The sequence below is a fragment of the Aquimarina litoralis genome (assembly GCF_019295435.1).
GTDB lineage: Bacteria > Bacteroidota > Bacteroidia > Flavobacteriales > Flavobacteriaceae > Aquimarina > Aquimarina litoralis_A.
In genome coordinates this window covers 14,103-33,672 of the sequence record NZ_WEKL01000004.1, presented here as the reverse complement: position 1 = coordinate 33,672, position 19,570 = coordinate 14,103, and the positions used below count along the sequence as shown (strand labels likewise).

Sequence of the window (19,570 nt, the reverse complement as noted above, 5' to 3'; positions counted from 1 at the left end):
GGAAGATTGTAAGGATACTGTTAGTTATCGACTTTATTGTAGAACAAAGTGTAACTAACAGGTCTATGGAAAATATCAACTTATCTCAGTGTTTCCCTTTTATTGAAAAAGAGCTTGAAGAGCAAATCATGTCCTATGGACATTTTAAAAGTATCCCAAAAGGAGAGTATGTTGTTCGGCAGGGAAGTTATCTTAATTTTTTGCCCATCATCTTAGATGGTTTGATAAAGATGTACGCGGAAGAAGATGAAGTTGAATTTCTGTTATATTATATACATCCTAATCACTGTTGTATTTTAAGTTTTAATCATTTGTTTAAACAAGAAGCAGTTCGTTTTTCTGCAAAAACAGAAGAAGATACTACCGTTCTTTGTATTCCTATGAATAAGGTAAAAGAATGGTTTGTACAGTACCCTTCATTTACGCAAATTATTTTAAAAGATTTTCAACGTAATTATGAAGATCTCTTACATACAACAAAACAGGTAGTATGTTATAAGATAGAAGAACGCCTGATAAACTATCTAAACGAAAAAGCAAAGTTTCAGAATTGTAATATGATACTAATGTCTCATAAAGAAATTGCTGCTGATTTAGGAACTTCGAGAGAAGTAGTCTCTAGAATAACAAAAAAATTGCAGGCTCAAAATATGTTAGTTCAACATAAACGACATATAGAATTGACAAAAGGGATTTATTGTCAAAACTAAAAGATAGTCCTACAAAATGCCAGCACTAAAACATCGCTATTAAGCGATGTTTTAGTGCTGGCATTTTGTTTTGTAATCATTTGATTTTCAATTATTTAAATAACATTTATTTAACAGTTAACAGTGACTTTTATCACCGTTATCGACTTTGGTGTGATTATATATTTGCTTCAGAATGATGAACAAAAAAATTTATATCATGAAAAGAAATTTTATCTATTTAATTATTGGTTTATTTACTTTCATCTCTTGTAGTGAAGACGATGATATTATTCTTCCTCCAGATGGAGGAACTGATGACGAGAACATTCAGGTGGTTTTTAATGAGATTAGTTATCAGGGTACAGACTTGATCGAAATCTTTAATCAAGGCAGTCAAGAAGCGGATTTAAGTGACTATTGGTTATGTCTTGGCCCTGGAACTTATGAAAGAATTGGAGCTCTAACTCCGGAAAGCGGTTCTATTACTATTCCTGCTGGCGGATATTTGGTTTTATCGTATGATCTTCCAGATAATTCAGGAGGTTTAGGATTGTATTCTTCTAATGAATTCACAGAAGCAGATGCATTGGTAGACTTTGTACAATACGGTGAAGGAGGAACAGCCAGAGAAAATGTCGCTGTAGCAGCGGGTATTTGGACAGCAGGAGACTTTATACCTACAATCTCTAATGCTGATAATAGTATTGTATTTGATGGAGAAGGTAATGGTTCTGCAAATTGGGCGGAAACTTCTACTGTAACTTTTGGAGCAGAAAATGTATTAACAATGCCAGATAATGGTGTACGCTCCATAGTGATTAATGAAGTGAATTATGCAGAAGACAAATTGATAGAGTTGTGGAATAATGGAACAGTAGCCGTAGATATCTCTTCCTATTGGCTATGTTTAGGACCAGGACAATATCTTCAGATGCAAAATGCTACAATCACTAGTGGAGATACAAACCTAGATCCAGGAGAATTTGTTGTCGTAAATTGGGACGAATTAACAAATAGTGAAGGATTAGGTTTATACGCTAATAATTCTTTCACAAATCCTGATGCGATTATGGATTTTGTGCAATGGGGAGCAGCAGGAAGTGCTAGAGAAAATGTTGCAGTAACTGCTGGTATCTGGACAGCTGGAGATTTTGTACCAGAAGTGAGATTACCTAGTTATAGTATTGCTTATGATGGAGAAGGAGATGCAGCGAGTGATTGGGAAGAAAGAGTAAATCCTACATTTGGGTTGGGAAATGCTACCGTTATTGAAACAACTACATTTTCAGTAACAATTACGAATACAATTAATTATTTGAATGTACATACCTTTACAACTCCTGTAGGATCATCTACTCCAGGACCTTTAACTACTAATGGAGCGCAATATCAGGTGTCATTCCAGGCAGTTCCTGGAACAAAGTTTACACCTGTTACCATGATGGGGAATAGTAATGATTGGTTCTTGGCACCAACAGATCTTAATGGAATAGATTTATTCCCGAATGGACAAGCCTTAAATGGTGTTGATATTGCTAGTCAATTATCTTTATATGATTTGGGAACTGAAGCGGATAATGATCCAGCAACTTTTCCTCCAGCAGGAGCTAATGTAGGGCCAGCTGATGCAAATCCATTAGTTCGATTGGTTGACGGTAGAGATACTGGAGATATTTATATGACAGCCATTCTGGATTATACAAATGGAGATGGTAATTCTGCTGGAACCTTTACATTAACTATTACCGCTATTAATACACCAAATCCTGCTATGGATCCAAGTTCGGATAACGGTTTTGTGATAACACCAGGAATAGTTGTTTTGCATGCACAACCAGAACCATTATTTACTATCGGAGAAGAAGATAGAGGAGTTGGGTTAGAAGGAATTGCTGAAGATGGTATGCCAGGTGCACTGTACAACTGGTTTACAGAGACAGGTTCTCAAGGAACACCTTTACGACTTTCTTCATCGTTAACTCCATTTTCACCAGCTTTTATATATGCATTTAATACAGATAGAGATCCTTGGTTTGTACAAGGAGAGGCGACAAATGCGGAAAATGGTTTAGAAGAGATCGCAGAAGATGGAGATAGATCAATTGCTTACAATTACATGAAAGATTTTGGAATTCCAGTAGCATTAAGTAATGAAATGGGACCAATTATGCCAGGTGGATCACAAACTTTTACAATAGAAGTGCCAAGAGGACAAGATTATAAATTTGGTTTCGGGACTATGTTTGTAAAGTCAAATGATTGGGTAGTAAGTTATAACAACGCAGGATTGCCATTATTCTTAGAAGATGGAGTGACACCATATTCGGGAACAGATTTAAGTACTAAAACCTATTTATATGATGCGGGTACAGAAGAAGATCAACCTGTAGGTTTTGGAATGGATCAAGTAATGAATCAATCTGGACCTAATACTGGTAATGAAGATGCAAATACTATTGTTAGAAGAGTATCTGATTTGGAAGATGTACAATTTGGAAAAGGGGTGATTAGTAGCCCTCCAGGAGTAACATGGTTAGGAGATTCGCGAGGAGGATATAATATCATAGAGATTAATATCCAGCCACAATAAAAAACTAAGAACACTGTATTTGGGGATAAAGTAAGTTCTTAGTAGATGAGCCTTCAGTAATAACTGGAGGCTCATTGGTTTATATGAATAAATTGATTGTTAAAATCTCCTTAAAAAGGAGTTTGCCAGCATTCCAATTTTTTATCTTCCACCTTCAACTAAACTCAAGCATATGCGGTCAACTAGAATACCATTTTTATTTCTTCTAAGCGTTTTATTTTTTGTCACATCTTGTACACAACAAACAGATTCAAAAGCTGATAAAAGTAATAAGGACGAAACTGTCACTAAAAAAGAAGATCAATATCAAGTAAAAGATAATTACACTAAAAAAGAAGTAGATATTGTGATGAGAGATGGTACCAAACTTCATACTACCATCTATTCTCCGAAAGATACTAGTAAGAAATATCCAATTTTAATGCAAAGAACTCCTTATAGTTCTAGACCTTATGGAGAAGATGGATTTAGATCTAAAATAGGTCCTAATGAGTTTTTAATGAAAGAAGGTAATATTATTGTTTACCAGGATGTTCGAGGAAGGTGGATGAGTGAAGGAGTTTATGATAATATGAGAGCTTATATCCCAAATAAAAAAGATAAAGAATTTGATGAAGCTAGCGATACTTATGATACTATCGAATGGCTAGTCAATAACGTCGAAAATAATAATGGAAAAGTAGGTATATGGGGAATTTCGTATCCTGGTTTTTACGCTACTTATTCGTTATTGGATGCCCATCCAGCACTAAAAGCAGTATCTCCACAGGCGTGTATTGGAGATTTCTTTTTTGACGATTTTCATCATAATGGAGCATATTTATTAAGTTATTGGAGAGCAACAGCAGTTTTTGGATATGAAAAAACAGAACCAGTAAAGGAAAGTTGGTATACGTTTCCAGAACTTAATTCAAAAGATCAGTATCAATTTTTTCTAGATGCTGGACCTTTGAGCACACTGGATCAATATTATAAAGAAGATAATGTTTTCTGGACACAGCTTAAAGAACATCCAAATTATGATGAGTTCTGGCAAAAAAGAGGAATCATCCAACATCTAAAAGATATAAAACCAGCCGTGATGGTGGTAGGAGGATTATTTGACGCTGAAGATTTGTATGGTCCTTTCGAAACGTATGAAAAAATCGAAAATAACAGTGATAATTATAACATTATGGTATTTGGTCCTTGGAGTCATGGAGATTGGGCCAGAAATAAAAAGCGCCAAGCAATAGGAAACGTATATTTTGGTGATGACTTATCTTTAAATTTTCAACAAAATGTAGAAACAAAATTCTTTAATCATTTTCTTAAAGGAGCAGGAGATGCTAAATCAGGCTTAGCAGAAATTCAGATTTTTGATACTGGAAAAAAAGAATGGAATACATTCGATAGCTGGCCACCTAAAAATGCAGAAAAGAAAACTTTTTACCTAAATAATAATGCTTTAACAGCAGATAAGGGAGATGGTGATTTGGCATTTGTAAGTGATCCTAAAAAACCAGTTCCATACACAGAGGATATAAAGATGGTTTTTACTCCTAGGAAATATATGACAGATGATCAGCGTTTTGCTGCAAGAAGACCAGATGTATTAGTATATGAAACGCCTGTGCTTACAGAAGATATGACATTATCAGGTGAAATCTTGGCTAAATTAAAAGTTGCAACAACAGGAACATCAGCTGATTGGGTGGTAAAATTAGTAGATGTATATCCTCCAGATGCTGAGGATACTGAAGAAACCCAAGCGTATCTGAAAATGTCTAACTATCATATGATGGTGAGAAGTGAAGTATTACGTGGAAGATTTAGAAACAGTTTTAGTAAACCTGAAGCTTTTACTCCTAATACAAAGACGGATGTAACGATTAAATTACAAGATGTACATCACACATTTTTGAAAGGACACAAAGTGCAGATCCAAATTCAAAGCACTTGGTTTCCATTTATCGATTTAAACCCTCAAACATTTGTACCTAATATATTTAAGGCAAAATCATCAGATTTTAAAAAGCAGACGCATACGGTTTACAATGATTCTGAGATAGAATTTTCTGTGTTAAAATAAACTACCAAACCATTTAAATCCCCAAGAAAATGAGTAGAACAAAAATCACCTCGATCACTTCGATATTTTTTTCCTTCTTATTTGTAATTGTTGGTTGTAAAAATAAAAGTAAAGAGATCATACCAGAAATTTCAGATGAACAAAAGATAGAAAAACATTCTAAAAAACTAAATGATTGGTTTGAAACACAATTTCAAGAAGAAATTGATGACTCTCCTATGATGCAGACATATTTAGGAGTAAAAACTGATGATTATGGAAAATGGGATGATATCTCCTCTAAAAAACTTGTGCATGATATGGACAAGTCAAAAAAGAGGTTACGATATTTGAAGGACTCTGTAGATATAGAGTATTTGAATAAGGCAACTAGTTTGAGTTATCGTTTAATGATACAGGATCTCGAAAATAGCATACAAGATTTTCAGTACAGGTTTTATGATTATCCAGTGAATCAAATGTATGGAATGCAGGCTGAAATACCTGCATTTTTGATCAATATGCATCAAATAGAAAACAAAAGTGATGCAGAAGCTTACATTTCCAGATTGAAAGGAATAGATGAGTTGTTTACGCAGCAAATAGAGAATATCAAGATTAGAGAAAAGAATGGTATTGTTCCTCCAAAGTTTGTTTTTCCTAAGGTATTGAATGATTGTCGTAATTTGATTACAGGTAAACCATTTGATGAATCAAATAATGAGAGCACGTTATTGGCTGATTTTAAAGAAAAAATAGAAAAAATTGAGATTTCTGAAGAAGACAAAATTGCTTTAATTACTCAAGCTGAAAATGCATTAAGGGAAGATGTAAAAACTGCTTATGATAAATTGATCCACTTGTTAGAAGATCAGCAGCAAAGAGCTACTGTTGATGATGGTGCCTGGAAATTTCCAAAAGGAACCGCATTCTATAATAACGCCCTAATGAGAACTACCACTACAGATATGTCAGCAGATGAAATTCATCAATTGGGATTAGATGAAGTAGCAAGAATCCATAAGGAAATGAAAGATATTATGACAGAGCTCAAATATGAAGGTTCTTTACAAGACTTTTTTAAGTTCATGAAAGAGGATGAAAAATTTTATTATCCAAATGATAAAGAAGGAAGAGCTAAATATTTAAAAAGAGCAACAGGTTTAATCAATAATATGAAATCAAGATTGGATGAGCTTTTTATTACAAAACCTAAAGCTGATATTGTTGTGAAAGCTGTAGAACCCTTTAGAGAAAAAAGTGCAGGAAAAGCTTTTTACCAACAAGGAACTCCTGACGGATCTAGGCCAGGTACTTATTACGCTAATTTGTATGATATGGAAGCGATGCCAATATATCAAATGGAAGCGCTTGCCTATCATGAAGGTATTCCAGGGCACCATATGCAAATTTCTATTGCCCAAGAATTAGAGGATATCCCTAAGTTTAGAAAATTTGGAGGATATACTGCTTATATTGAAGGTTGGGGCTTGTATAATGAGTTTTTGCCAAAAGAAATAGGCTTATATAATGATCCGTATTCTGATTTCGGTAGATTGGCTATGGAATTATGGAGAGCTTGTCGATTGGTTGTGGATACAGGAATACACGCGAAAAAATGGACACGAGAAGAAGGAATAAAGTATTATACCGATAATACACCAAATGCAGAAAGCGATGCTGTGAAAATGGTGGAACGTCATATTGTAATGCCTGGACAAGCTACTGCCTACAAGATAGGAATGAATAAAATTCTAGAATTACGAGAAAAAGCTAGAACTAAATTAGGAAATGAAGTATTTGATATTAGAGAGTTTCATGATATTATTTTAACTAATGGAGCTGTACCACTTACAATATTAGAAGAATTAGTGGATGAATGGATAGAGTCTAAGACGGATGTTCAGAAACTCCCAGAAAGTTTACAATAAGACGCGTATATTAATAATAAGATAAAAACAGCCTTTCGTAAGTTGAAAGGCTGTTTTTGTATAGAATAAATCATATTTTACGGTAAAACAATAAAAATTTGTAAGAATAAAACTACAATATTTTGATTTTATATGCTTTTTTGTGTACTTTGAGGATTAAATTATATTTTTTGTCTGATTCGTCCAAAATTCAAGACTATGCAGAAAATTCGTTTATCCATCGTTATAATACTTCTCCAAGGGTACACTTTTGCCCAAGAGAATGGTTATGTTCCCTCTCACAATTTTGAGCATATAATCGATACGTTACAATTTAGAGAAGAAATTGATTCTCTTAATAAGCTGATTAAAGATAAGAAGATTGATGAGGCGGTAAAGTTTTCTCAAGGTCTAATTGAAAAAGGTAAAGAATTAAATTATGATAATGGTCTTGGGGAATTATTTTTAATTCAAGGTCGGTTATTCAAAAGAACTAAAAAATATCTAAAAGCTATAAGAAGCTATGAAAATGCAGAAAATAGTTTTAGAAAAAGCAATAATATAAAAGGCTTGGCAGATGTTTTCAATACTAGATCTGTGCTAGAAAGTCATCGTGGTAATGTTGAAAAAAGTGTAGACTACTTGTTAGAGGCAAAAATGTATAATGAAAAATTAAGAGATAGTGCTGGTTTGGCTATTATATATAATAATCTAGCAAGTCATTATGCTGGTTTAGATAATCTAGAGGAGTCTGAAAGGTATTTTGATAAAGCGATTATGACCAGAAAAAAAATAGGGATGCTTCATAATATTGGAATGGTTATGAATAATCTTGCATTCATTTATTTGCAAAATGGTAAACCTAAAAAAGCTAGAGCCATGCTGCCAGAGGCATTAGCAATTAATATGAAAGACAGTATTAATGCTTCTATCGCGCATACATATAGTATTATGGCAGAAGTAGAACTATATGAGAAAGATTATGAAAAATCGAAAGAATATTATGAAACATCATTATCAATCTCAAAGGATACGAATTTTGATCTTCTTACCGTAGATAATAAACAGCAACTCGGATACCTAGCAATGTTGTTGAAGAATTATAAAGAAGCAGAAAAGTTATTGACAGCAGCTAGAAAGGAATCTAAAGACCATGGAATGGTACAGTTGTTAATGAAAAATTATCAATTTTCTTCAAAATTAGATTCTGCACGAGGAAATCTCGCAGGAGCTTTGGCTTGGCAAAAAGAACACCAAAAACTCTCGAATAAGAGAATGATAGAACTGTCCACAAAGAAGATGGAAAGAGCAGAGACAAGGTATAAAGCCGAACTTGAAAATTTAAGAATGATTGATGCCCAAGAAAAAAGAGAACAACAGACTAAAACAGAATTATTTAAGTATAGGATGTTTACTTTTCTTACACTTGGTGTTTTGATAGGAATATCGATTATTTTAGTAATTATAATAAGAAATAGAAGAGAAAGAAAAAGACTTATTAAAAAATTAAATGAATCTAATCAGGTGAAAAATAAGTTATTCTCCATAATCTCTCATGATTTAAAGAATGAAGTTTCTGGTTTAGATAATATTTTAAAATTACTAAATGAAAATACAATTTCTAAGATTGAGTTTGACGAGATACTTCCTTTACTTGCCAATCGTACGCATCAAACATCGATTATGCTGAATAACTTGTTAAATTGGTCAAAATCACAAATGAAGGCGCTAAATGCAAAACCAATATCTTTTGATATTACGGAAGTCATATCTAATAAATTTGCATTCTTTAGACCTAAAGCTGCGAAGAAAAATATTAAACTTATTAATAACTTAGATACTACTAAGATTTTTGCAGATAAGGATATGGTAAGTATAGTAGCTCAAAACCTTATTGCAAATGCGATAAAGTTTTGTAATCCTGGCGATTCTATAGCATTAGTTTCAAGAGAAAAAGAGGATCATTACGAGATATGTTTTGAAGATACCGGAGTTGGAATAGATCCAGATAACCTTAAAAAATTGTTTTCTGAAGATACATTTACAACAAATGGTACTCAGAATGAAACAGGAACTGGTCTTGGACTTAGAATTTGCAAAGAACTTATAGAACTTAATAAAGGAAATATTAAAGTAGAAAGTACTTTAGGAAAAGGAAGTACGTTTTCCATATCGCTTCCCAAAGTTGCATAATATGCAATAAACTAAGAAAATACAGAAATCACATGCCTTTTTTTAAACCTTTTGTACATCAGTTGATTATAAATATTGGCTGATTTATATATAGATGTTAATTTTAATAAAATAAATGTAAGAATAGGATTACTATATTTTGTATTTTGATATATTTTTGTGTATTTTGTTGAAAATAATACGCATTTCATCTGATTTAAGCCCCAAAGTAAATAGTATGAATAAAGCAATCGTCACCGTATTAATTTTCTCAGTCATGAGTTCTTTTTGCTATTCGCAAACCGAACTCACTGGAATTGATCTTACCCAAATTAAGACACTAAAAGATTCTTTGTTATTTAATAGTAAAGTAAATAAGCTACAGCAATTTGTAGACGAGGATCGCTTTGATATAGCGGAACCTTTAGCTGATCAATTAATCGAAATAGCAAATGACATCGAATATACCCAAGGATTAGGCTTTGTATACAGATTAAAAGGAGTCATAGATAATGACCTGAATAAGTATCTAGAGTCTGATGAAAACTTTGAAAAAGCTACACGTTATTTTAAAAAAGTAGAAGATAAAAATGGATTGGCTATGGTCTGTAATGATAGATATATTATAGAGCGTAACAAGGGTAATATAGAACTGGCAGCAGATCACTTGTTGGATGCTAAATTGCTTAGAGAGCAATTAAAAGATAGTATTGGACTTGCCGCTGCTTATAATAACCTAGCGATTATTTATAAGGAATTGAATGATATTCCAAATGCCGAGAAATTTTATCTGAAATCAATGCATCTGAGTAAAAGACTGAAAACTAAAGGTGTTGGTTTAACAATTAATAATTTGGCCTTGTTGTATACAGAAGGAGGAAAGTTAAAAGAAGCTCAGAAGCTATTAGAAGAAGCTATCGTGGTCAATAAGGCGGAAAATGATACACGACATACGGCGCAATCCTATAGTATCATGGCAAAAGTGGCCATGTATAATAAAGAATATGAAAAAGCTAAAAGATTTTACGATACTACCCAATGTGTAGGTACGCAAGCTAATTTTAAGATCATCGTGATGAATGCCAAGCAACAATTAGGAATCATTGCTTTGGAGCAAAATGAGTATAAAAAAGCAGAAGAATACTTGAAAGTGGCAAGAGAAGATCTTATCAAGTCAAATGTTACTTCATTAATACTTAAAAACTATAAGTATTCATTTAAGCTTGATTCTACAAGAGGTAATTTGCTGGGAGCAATTGGATGGCAAAAAAAATATCAAGAGCTTTCTGATAAGCGTATGAATGATTTAACAACAAAGAAAGTTGAAAATACTAAATCAAGATACGAAGCACAGCTAGAACAACTTAAATTAATAGACGAAAAGGAAAAAAGAGAACAAAAAACAAAAGAAGAATTATTTAGGTATCGACTTCTGGCATTTATCAGTTTAGCCGTAATTGCTGTGATTTTAGTGTTTATGTTTTTAATTATAAAAACTAGAAAAGAAAGAAAAAGATATATTCAGGAACTTAATGAATCAAATCAGGTTAAGAACAAGCTTTTTTCTATTATTTCGCACGATTTGAAAAATGAAATCCATGGTTTAGAAAGTAGTTTGAATTTGATGAAAGAAGATATAATTTCTGCAGAAGAATTTAAAGAGATAGTACCCTTGTTAGCTAATAGAACCCATCAAACTTCAATTCTTTTAAACAACCTTTTAAACTGGTCTAAATCTCAAATGAAAGAGTTGAACCCTAAACCAGTAAAATTTGATATAACAGAGGTGATAAGTAATAAATTCACCTTTTTTAGACCAAAAGCGGAGAAAAAGGATATTCAACTGATTAATAAATTAGATCAGACTATGATATTTGCCGATAAGGATATGTTTGGAATCGTAGCACAAAATTTGATCGCGAATGCTATTAAATTTTGCAATCCTGGTGATTCTATTGCCTTGGTTTCTAGGGAGAAAGAAGACCATTATGAGATTTGTTTTGAAGATACTGGAGTAGGAATAGATCCAGCTAATCTCAATAAATTATTTGCCGAAGATACATTTACTACTAATGGAACAGAGAATGAAACAGGAACCGGTCTTGGTTTAAGAATATGTAAGGAACTTATAGAACTTAATAAAGGGAGAATACAGGTAGAAAGTATTTTAGGAAAAGGAAGTACATTCTGCGTGCAATTACCAAAAGCAGCATAGTCAAAAATTATTTAAGGTTAGAGGGATAATCTAAAAGGGGCTGATATGTTTACACAATATTTAGAATACTATATTGAATACATTTTGCCGACATATTATTTACTTAGCTATCTTTTTAAGTAGTTGCCTATCTGTTATTTACGGTCAAAATAGTGTTAATAACATATGGGCTCAAGAAACTATAGAAGGAACCGAACAATTGCTGAAAGCACAACAGTTTCTGGATCATTTAATCGCTGCTAAAAAAAATGATAGTGCGCTTTTTCTTTCAAAAAAAATTATTGTAGCTGCTAGAAAATATAAAGATTCATTAATATTAAGTGATGCTTTTATAAGTCAAGGAGAAGCTTACAGTGAACAAAATGAATATTTCTATGCTGGCCAAAGTTATAAAGAGGCAATAAAGATTTTAAAAAAGTTAAAAGATAAAAAGCGTCTTGCCGTTGCCTACAAAAACCTTTATTTTCTGGAATATTATAGCGATAATTTAACCGCAGCTGCAGAGTATTTATTAGAATCTCAAACATATTATAAAGAGATTAGTGATAAAAATGGTATTGCGCGAGTGAATAATTATTTGGGAGATCTATATTCTAAATTAGAAGATTTTGAATTAGCAGAACAATACTACAAGAAGGCTATAGAACAAATGAAAAATATAAAAGGCGAAAAAGGAATTGGTCTTTTTATGAACAATTTATCCTATCTGTATATTAATCATAAAATGCCTCGAAAAGCAAAAGAAATTGTTGATGTTGCTTTAGATATAAATAGAAATGATAGTTTACCCGTATATACGATCTATTCGTATTATATCCTTGCTAAAATTGCATTGCATCAAAAAGAATATAGAATTTCGGAAAAATATTACGATACAGTATTGAATATAGGAGCTAAAACTAAAAATTTTGCCCTCACAATTCCCTTGATAATTTCTAAACAGCAAATGGCAAAAATAGCTTTAGAAACTAAACAATATCAAAAATCAGCAGACCTCTTACAGCATGCCAGAGAAGAGTTTTTAGCTTTAAAGGATATAGATCCTACAGAGCATTTAATTGCAAATTATAAAATCGCAGCTAAGTTAGATTCCGTACAAGGCAATATCTACAAGGTACTTGCCTGGCAGAAAAGATCTCAAGAACTTTCGGAGAAGAAAAGGGTGAAAATTTCGGCAGAAAAAATTCAAAGAGCAGAGAAGAGGCATCAAGCAGAAATTGAGCACCTAAAAATGATAGATGAAAATGAAAGAAAAGAAAGAGAGAGTGAAGTAAAATTATTTAGATATAAAACGTTTACCGTAGCTTCTATTGCTATTTTAATTGCAGTTTTGGCGTTTTTGATGATGATTTTTAAAACTAGAAAAGATCGGAAAAATCTAATTTTAGAACTGAATCAATCAAATGAGACAAAAAATAAGTTATTCTCTATTATTTCTCATGATCTAAAAAATGAAATTTTAGGGTTGGATGGTAGTCTGAACCTTTTAAAAGATAATGCAATTTCTAATCAAGAATTTAAAGAAATAATTCCACTATTAGCTAATAGAACCCACCAAACCTCAATTCTTCTGAATAACCTTTTGAATTGGTCTAAGTCCCAAATGAAAGAGCTGAATGCAAAACCGGTAAGTTTTGATATCAATGAGGTGATAACTGATAAATTCTCCTTTTTTGAGCCAAAAGCTGAAAAGAAAGACATTCAATTAATAAATAAATTAGCTCCCACAATTATCTTTGCCGATAAAGATATGTTTGGGATTGTAGCACAGAATCTGATCGCAAATGCAATTAAATTTTGTAATCCTGGCGATTCCATAGCTTTAGTAGCTAAAGAAAAAGAAGATTATTATGAGATATGTTTCGAGGATACAGGAGTAGGTATCGATCCAGCCAATCTCAATAAATTATTTGCCGAAGATACCTTTACAACAAAAGGAACAGAAAATGAAACGGGTACAGGTCTTGGACTTAAAATATGCAAAGAACTTATAGAATTGAATCAAGGTAAAATTCAAGTTGAAAGTATCTTGGGTAAAGGAAGTGTATTTTGTATTACGCTACCTAAAGCAGCCTAAACTTATTTATCCATTAAACTTCTAAACTGATAGAAGAAACGTTCTATAAGACGTAAATCTTCTGTAATGATTTCAACCGAACCTCTCATTTCCTGTTGGAAAGGTATCACTTTGTTGTAGGTAGTAATTAATTTCTTAGGCAGTTTTACACGTATAAGGTATAATCCATCTTTATCAGGTAACATAGAAATATAACTTACTTCACCTTGTAACATTCCAAATTCATCATCAGGAAAATTTTCAAGCTTAATATTCGCTTTTTGACCAATTTTTATTTTTCCAGAATTTTGAGTCGGTGCTTTAATTCTAGCAACATAAGATAAAGACTCCTGTATAGGAATCACAATAAAAACAACATCTCCAGCAGTAACATTTTCATTTTCAAATTGATAGTTTGAAAATGAAACTCGTCCTTCTATATCCGATTGTAGTAAATAACGAAGTTCCCAATCTTTGATACTCTTTTTCAATTGATCAAAGGATTGAATTACTTTATTACGAAGACTTATTTCTTCACGCTGTTGATTAAATTCTGTCCCTTTAGATGTTTTTTGTGCATTACTAATTTGCTCTTTTATTTGAGAAAGTTGAGTGTCGTAATTTTTATAATTATTTTCGAATTGAGAATATTCAATCTTTGCTTGTTCATATTCTTGTTGAGAAATTCTTCCTTTATCAAATAACTCTTGTTGCCTATCAAAATCCTTCTTTCTAAAATTTAGGGCGCCACCTTCTAATCTTTTTTGACTTAATATACTTTCTCGTCTTCTGGTAAGTTCTGTTAAAGACACTTGATTGGCTAAATTTTCATCAGAAAAAGGTTGTAATTTTTTATTTAAAATATATTCGATGTAACTATTTTCAAATGTTGCGTAGCTTGTTTGGATATCTCCTAATTCTAATATTGGCATTTTTTCATAAGGAAATTCAATCTGACGATTATTAATGGTAATAGTGTCAATCACTCGTTTCAGACTAAAGACATCAAGATAATTGGCAGTGTTTCTAAGAATAGCTAAAGGAGTTCCCTCTGGTACTGTATCTCCTTCTTTTACAAAGATAGCTTGTATTTTTTCGCTTACATTAGCTTGTTCCTTTTGCAAAGGTACATCTGTTGTGATAATAGCTTGTGCAGGAATCGTATCAGGATATTTTAGCATCCAAGAAAGAAACAATAAAAGTAATATTAATACTAAAATTAATAAGTTACCCCATCGAATCATCCAATGTGGTACACGAGTTAAAATTTCCTGAACTTCTTCACTCCTTAACTGTATGTCGTCTAAATTATCTGGCATTTTTTTATAACTATGTAATTATAAATTGCAAATTATCAATTACGAATTACGAATTTTTAATTTGGTGGTTTTTTGAATAGAACCAATAATTCTAAGTAATTCTTCACATTTTTCGATTAAACTTTTACTTTCATCATTACTAATGTAATGACTATCTCTAAGTAGTCTTAACCAATAATGGGTTTCTCGAGCTTCTTTGTAAGAAATAGACAATTTGGATAAAAAATCTTTAGCACTTTGACCTCCAATTGCCTCTTCAATATTTGCTCCTATAGAAGTTCCACTTCGTAAAACCTGTTTTGATAAAATATATTCATGTTGTTCTTTTGTTAATTTTTGAAATAAGCGAATACATAATAAGGCAAATTCATAACTCTTTTTTTGAACAATATTGTCTTTTTTCATTTAGATTATAATTCGTAATTCTTAATTCAAAATTATTTACCGAGTTCTAATTGATTCTTAACCAAATTATAATAGCTTCCTTTTTCTTTAATTAAAGATTCATGATTTCCAACTTCAATTATTTCTCCTTTATCCAATACTACAATTTGATCAGCATTTTTAACGGTGCTTAATCGATGTGCGATAACCATAACTGTTTTGTCTTTAAAAAAGGTGTCTAGTTTTTCCATGATTACCTTTTCATTGTTGGCATCTAATGCAGAAGTAGCTTCATCAAAGAACAGGAATTTTGGATTCTTATAAACTGCACGAGCGATGAATAATCTTTGTTTTTGACCAGTACTAAGACCAACACCTTCCATTCCTATTTTTGTGTTGTAAGATAATGGTAAGGACTCTACAAATTCCTTAATATTCGCCACATCCACTGCATGTGCTAATTTTTTCTTATCCACATAGTCTTCGCCAACCGCAATATTATTAGCAATAGTGTCATTAAAGATATATCCTTCTTGCATTACAACTCCAAACTGATCTCTCCATGCCTTTTGAGATACGTGTTGTAAATCATGAGAACCGATAAAAATTTGACCTTCATCGGGATCGTAAAACTTCAAAAGTAGCTTCATTAGCGTAGTTTTACCACTACCACTGACACCTACAACTGCCGTAATTTTATTTGCTGGAATAGAAAGATTTAAGTTTTGTAATACCGGTTTGTCTGATCCTACATATCTAAAACTAAGATTATTGATTTCAAACCCTGAATTTTGAGGTACTTCTCTTATTTTTTCATCTCCTGATTTCTCTTCATCTTCTTTGTTATGAATTTCTCCTAAACGTTCTAAGGAAATTTGAGCGTCTTGCAACTCTCTTAAGAAATTAATTAATTGAGTAATAGGAGCATTTAATTGCCCAACGATCGAGGTGATGGCAAGCATCATACCCAATGTAATATCTCCATCAATAACTAGTACCGCCGAAAGAATAGTGATTAGTATATTTTTTAGTTCATTAATAAAAGCAGAACCGACACTTTGATATTGTTCTAGCGCTAAGTTCTCAATAGATATTTTGAAAAGCTTGGCTTGCACAAATTCCCAATTCCATCGCTTTCTTTTCTCAGCATTATGCAATTTTATTTCCTGCATCCCATTTACCAATTCAATAACCTTACTTTGTTCTTCACTGATCTGAGAGAAACGCTTGTAGTCTAATTTTTTACGTTTTTTAAAGAAAATAAGTATCCAGGCAAAATAGATGGCACTACCAACTGCAAAAACGGAGAATATAGAAAAGCTATAGTAGATAAGAACAATACTAAAAACGATTAAATTTACCATGGAGAACAACACATTTAATGATGACATGGTAAGTATTTGTTCTATTCTTTTATGATCATTTATTCTTTGTAATAAATCTCCAGTCATTTTTACATCAAAATAGGAGATAGGAAGATTCATTAATTTGATAAAGAAATCAGATATAAGCGAGATATTAATTCTGGTACTTAAATGCAATAAAATCCAACTTCTTAGTACATCAATTAATGTACGCCCTATAAATAAGGATAGTTGTGCTATTAGAACCAAGTATACGAAATTAATATCTTCATTTTTAATACCTACATCAACAATACTCTGTGTAAGGAAAGGAGTTATCAATTGCAGTAAACTTCCTGCTGTTAGTCCTAAAATAAGTTGAAAAATGAACTTTTTGTATTTAAAGAGATACTTTGAAATAAATTTGAATCCAAATTCTTCGTCTTCCTCATCCACATTATCACTATAAAACTTAGGAGTAGGTTCTACTAATAATGCAACACCTTCTTCTGTAGTTTCATTTGCATTGTTACCAATCCAAGCTTTAATAAATTCTTCTTGTGTATATGTAATCAGTCCATGTGCAGGATCTGACACATAAATTTTCATGCCTTTCTTTTTAGTCGTTTTTACTTTATAAACTACTACATAATGTACTTTGTTCCAATGTACTATACAAGGTAAAGGAACCTCTAATAATTGATTCAAAGATAGCTTTACACCCAAAGACCTAAATCCTATGCTCTCTACGGCTTCGCTTAAACCCAATAATGAACTTCCTTCTCTAGTAGTTTCACTAAGAGATCTTAGTTTTTGAGTGTTCAATACTTTTCCGTAATGTTTGGCGATAATTTTTATACAAGTAGGTCCACAATCTTTAGATTCGGCTTGTTTGTAAAAAGGAAATTTTGGCATTAAAAGTCTTAATTATGAGTGATGAGTTGTTCTACAAAGAAAAGTAAATCTTTTCGATTTTACTATCAAACTCATCCTTGTTGCTTAATTGTCTATATATATTAGTTTATTTAGTAGGTGTTTTGTTACCCTTTAAAAATTACTTTTTGTATCATCAGATCTATCTAAAAATGGTTCTTTAAACGATTTTTAGGTCGTAAATATTTGTAATTAAGTTGTTTACAAAAGATGAGGTTTTAGGTGTAAAAAGTTTTATTATTCTGAAATCTTTATTCTGATGTTTTTCATAATGTAAATCCTAAAAATGAAGATATTCAAATATTATAGATATGTTATGTGCCTTTAAAAGGTATTTACTTATTTCACGGACTCGTAGAATAGCAAAATTTCATTAAACATACATCGATCCATTACCATTGAAAATAAACGTTCTTCTAATTGTTCTTTGCTCATTTGAGAGGATATAGATTCATTAGCATATGCTTCGGATGCAGCATTTTTTATCGAATTTGCTTCTTCAAAATAGAAAAGAAAAAAGTCCCAATCTTCTACAATGAAAGATGTGTCTTTTAACTCTTGTGGAGAATTATAATACAGCACTACCTCATTATTTTCATTTTCCCGACAAGTTATATTTGGGTTTAGGATGAATTTAGTGTTCATTTTTTCATTCCAGGAAGTATTTTTTAACCAATCAAAATGTTTTTTTAGATATTGGAAACGTTTTTCAGTTACACCTTTAAAATCATTATCGGATAATCCATTCTTATCTAATGATTCTTTCAAGTTATAATATTCGTCATGAAATTCGTACCGTAGTCTTGCTTCAATTTGTTCCTGAACTACAGGAGATTTTTTTCCATGTCCTACGGTATGAATATAATATTCTTTTTCTGGAATTAGTTGAAAGCGCATTACTTTAGAGAAAGAAGGACTCATCTCTTTATAAAGAGCATTCGTACTTAAGTTGTTTTCAAGAGCTAGGTTCATGCCCAACATTTGCTCATATATCATATTAAAGATTCCTTGATCTACCTTGCTTAAATGAAGAAGATTATCATTCACGAATGGGAATACTTGTTTTGCCAGTTCTTTAAAAAAAGAAGTGTTATTTCCACCAATCACACCTGCATTAAATGCATTAATATTTCCATTTTTTAGATATTCTTTGATTAATGTTTCAGGAACATTTATAAACTCACGTAAAATCACTTCTAAGACTTCTTTGTATCTCGGAAAATTAAACTCTACATTTTGGAAAAATAAATCTTTGCTAATGAATGATTCAGGAAAACGTTTCCATATAAAAACATCAGTATCAGCATGGATAAAGGGTTTATCTTGTAAGGAATATGATAAGATCTTACCTAAAGCCCATAGGCCTGAAGGGTAATCATGCAATTGCTCTAAATCTTTATAAACTGCTGTATATGGTATGCCTAATTTTTCTTTTAATAATTCATTTCCATATTTATCCGTATACATAATTACATTTCCATAATGTTTTTTGAAAGTTAAACAACTCAATAAAGCGCTGTAAAAGAACAGGTTGGTGCTAGACCAACCTGCCTTAAACCTTGCACTTTCGTCATCGTTTTGTTCTAAAAAAGGTTTAGTCCAAAAACTTTGAATGATTTTTATACTCATAAGTGCTTAAGATATTGACTTAATATGAAAGACATTTCCCATATCTACCTCCGCCAATTGATCCCATATAAGCAGGAGCAAAGTCGCAAGTTAAGTCAGGTAAAGGATACCATCCATGTACACATCTAGGTAAATTACAAGTAGGAAGGTCATATCCGCCATATCCTCCAGAGATTGATTTGCTTTCAACTCTGCTAAGAAGTCGAACATCTTTGATTTTTCCTAAAATTTCCGATTTTTTCATTTTTAAATGATTTTAAATTAATAATGATTTGAT

The 19,570-nt window shown here is 31.9% G+C and carries 12 protein-coding genes; 7 read left to right on the top strand and 5 right to left on the bottom strand.

From position 1 onward, the window contains the following. Window positions 1–65 precede the first annotated feature (65 nt). From GBO31_RS03160 to GBO31_RS03130, 7 genes are all read left to right on the top strand, one after another. A complete protein-coding gene (locus GBO31_RS03160) occupies window positions 66–710 on the top strand; it encodes a Crp/Fnr family transcriptional regulator (RefSeq protein WP_219006866.1) in 645 nt (214 codons plus the stop codon). A 199-nt stretch (window positions 711–909) separates the two neighbouring features. Beyond that, window positions 910–3,282: a spondin domain-containing protein gene (locus tag GBO31_RS03155; RefSeq protein ID WP_219006865.1), complete on the top strand. Its 2,373-nt coding sequence runs from the start codon at window positions 910–912 to the stop codon at window positions 3,280–3,282. A gap of 172 nt (window positions 3,283–3,454) precedes the next feature. Beyond that, window positions 3,455–5,353, top strand: coding sequence for a CocE/NonD family hydrolase (locus GBO31_RS03150; RefSeq protein ID WP_219006864.1), 1,899 nt, complete (start codon window positions 3,455–3,457; stop codon window positions 5,351–5,353). Between the two features lie 29 nt (window positions 5,354–5,382). Then, on the top strand, window positions 5,383–7,263 hold the full coding sequence (locus tag GBO31_RS03145) for a DUF885 domain-containing protein (RefSeq protein WP_219006863.1): 1,881 nt from the start codon (window positions 5,383–5,385) through the stop codon (window positions 7,261–7,263). A 198-nt stretch (window positions 7,264–7,461) separates the two neighbouring features. After that, entirely contained in the window at window positions 7,462–9,435 is a 1,974-nt protein-coding gene (locus GBO31_RS03140) for a tetratricopeptide repeat-containing sensor histidine kinase (protein WP_219006862.1), read from the top strand. A gap of 256 nt (window positions 9,436–9,691) precedes the next feature. Continuing rightward, window positions 9,692–11,629, top strand: a complete 1,938-nt coding sequence (locus GBO31_RS03135) for a tetratricopeptide repeat-containing sensor histidine kinase (protein ID WP_219006861.1) — start codon at window positions 9,692–9,694, stop codon at window positions 11,627–11,629. Between the two features lie 73 nt (window positions 11,630–11,702). Then, window positions 11,703–13,706, top strand: coding sequence for a tetratricopeptide repeat-containing sensor histidine kinase (locus GBO31_RS03130; protein WP_219006860.1), 2,004 nt, complete (start codon window positions 11,703–11,705; stop codon window positions 13,704–13,706). 2 nt (window positions 13,707–13,708) lie between these two features. On the opposite strand, the gene GBO31_RS03125 is transcribed toward GBO31_RS03130, so the two are convergent. The 5 genes from GBO31_RS03125 to GBO31_RS03105 all read right to left on the bottom strand — a co-directional run bounded on the left by GBO31_RS03125 (window position 13,709) and on the right by GBO31_RS03105 (window position 19,537). Then, a complete protein-coding gene (locus tag GBO31_RS03125) occupies window positions 13,709–15,004 on the bottom strand; it encodes an HlyD family secretion protein (RefSeq protein WP_219006859.1) in 1,296 nt (431 codons plus the stop codon). A gap of 39 nt (window positions 15,005–15,043) precedes the next feature. After that, window positions 15,044–15,409 carry a four helix bundle protein gene (locus GBO31_RS03120; RefSeq protein WP_219006858.1) on the bottom strand — a complete coding sequence of 122 codons (366 nt, stop codon included), beginning with the start codon at window positions 15,407–15,409 and terminating at the stop codon, window positions 15,044–15,046. A gap of 32 nt (window positions 15,410–15,441) precedes the next feature. Continuing rightward, window positions 15,442–17,646, bottom strand: coding sequence for a peptidase domain-containing ABC transporter (locus GBO31_RS03115; protein ID WP_219006857.1), 2,205 nt, complete (start codon window positions 17,644–17,646; stop codon window positions 15,442–15,444). Window positions 17,647–18,003: 357 nt separating this feature from the next. Then, on the bottom strand, window positions 18,004–19,293 hold the full coding sequence (locus tag GBO31_RS03110; RefSeq protein ID WP_219006856.1) for a DUF6734 family protein: 1,290 nt from the start codon (window positions 19,291–19,293) through the stop codon (window positions 18,004–18,006). A 19-nt stretch (window positions 19,294–19,312) separates the two neighbouring features. Beyond that, window positions 19,313–19,537: a hypothetical protein gene (locus GBO31_RS03105; RefSeq protein WP_219006855.1), complete on the bottom strand. Its 225-nt coding sequence runs from the start codon at window positions 19,535–19,537 to the stop codon at window positions 19,313–19,315. Window positions 19,538–19,570 lie beyond the last annotated feature (33 nt).

Excerpts from the sequence above, each read along its gene's own strand:
- GBO31_RS03105 (WP_219006855.1), bottom strand. The coding sequence starts at position 19,537 with ATGAAAAAATCGGAAATTTTAGGAAAAATCAAAGATGTTCGACTTCTT.
- GBO31_RS03140 (WP_219006862.1), top strand. The coding sequence starts at position 7,462 with ATGCAGAAAATTCGTTTATCCATCGTTATAATACTTCTCCAAGGGTAC.
- GBO31_RS03120 (WP_219006858.1), bottom strand. The coding sequence starts at position 15,409 with ATGAAAAAAGACAATATTGTTCAAAAAAAGAGTTATGAATTTGCCTTA.
- GBO31_RS03110 (WP_219006856.1), bottom strand. The coding sequence starts at position 19,293 with ATGAGTATAAAAATCATTCAAAGTTTTTGGACTAAACCTTTTTTAGAA.
- GBO31_RS03115 (WP_219006857.1), bottom strand. The coding sequence starts at position 17,646 with ATGCCAAAATTTCCTTTTTACAAACAAGCCGAATCTAAAGATTGTGGA.
- GBO31_RS03150 (WP_219006864.1), top strand. The coding sequence starts at position 3,455 with ATGCGGTCAACTAGAATACCATTTTTATTTCTTCTAAGCGTTTTATTT.
- GBO31_RS03160 (WP_219006866.1), top strand. The coding sequence starts at position 66 with ATGGAAAATATCAACTTATCTCAGTGTTTCCCTTTTATTGAAAAAGAG.
- GBO31_RS03155 (WP_219006865.1), top strand. The coding sequence starts at position 910 with ATGAAAAGAAATTTTATCTATTTAATTATTGGTTTATTTACTTTCATC.
- GBO31_RS03125 (WP_219006859.1), bottom strand. The coding sequence starts at position 15,004 with ATGCCAGATAATTTAGACGACATACAGTTAAGGAGTGAAGAAGTTCAG.
- GBO31_RS03145 (WP_219006863.1), top strand. The coding sequence starts at position 5,383 with ATGAGTAGAACAAAAATCACCTCGATCACTTCGATATTTTTTTCCTTC.
- GBO31_RS03135 (WP_219006861.1), top strand. The coding sequence starts at position 9,692 with ATGAGTTCTTTTTGCTATTCGCAAACCGAACTCACTGGAATTGATCTT.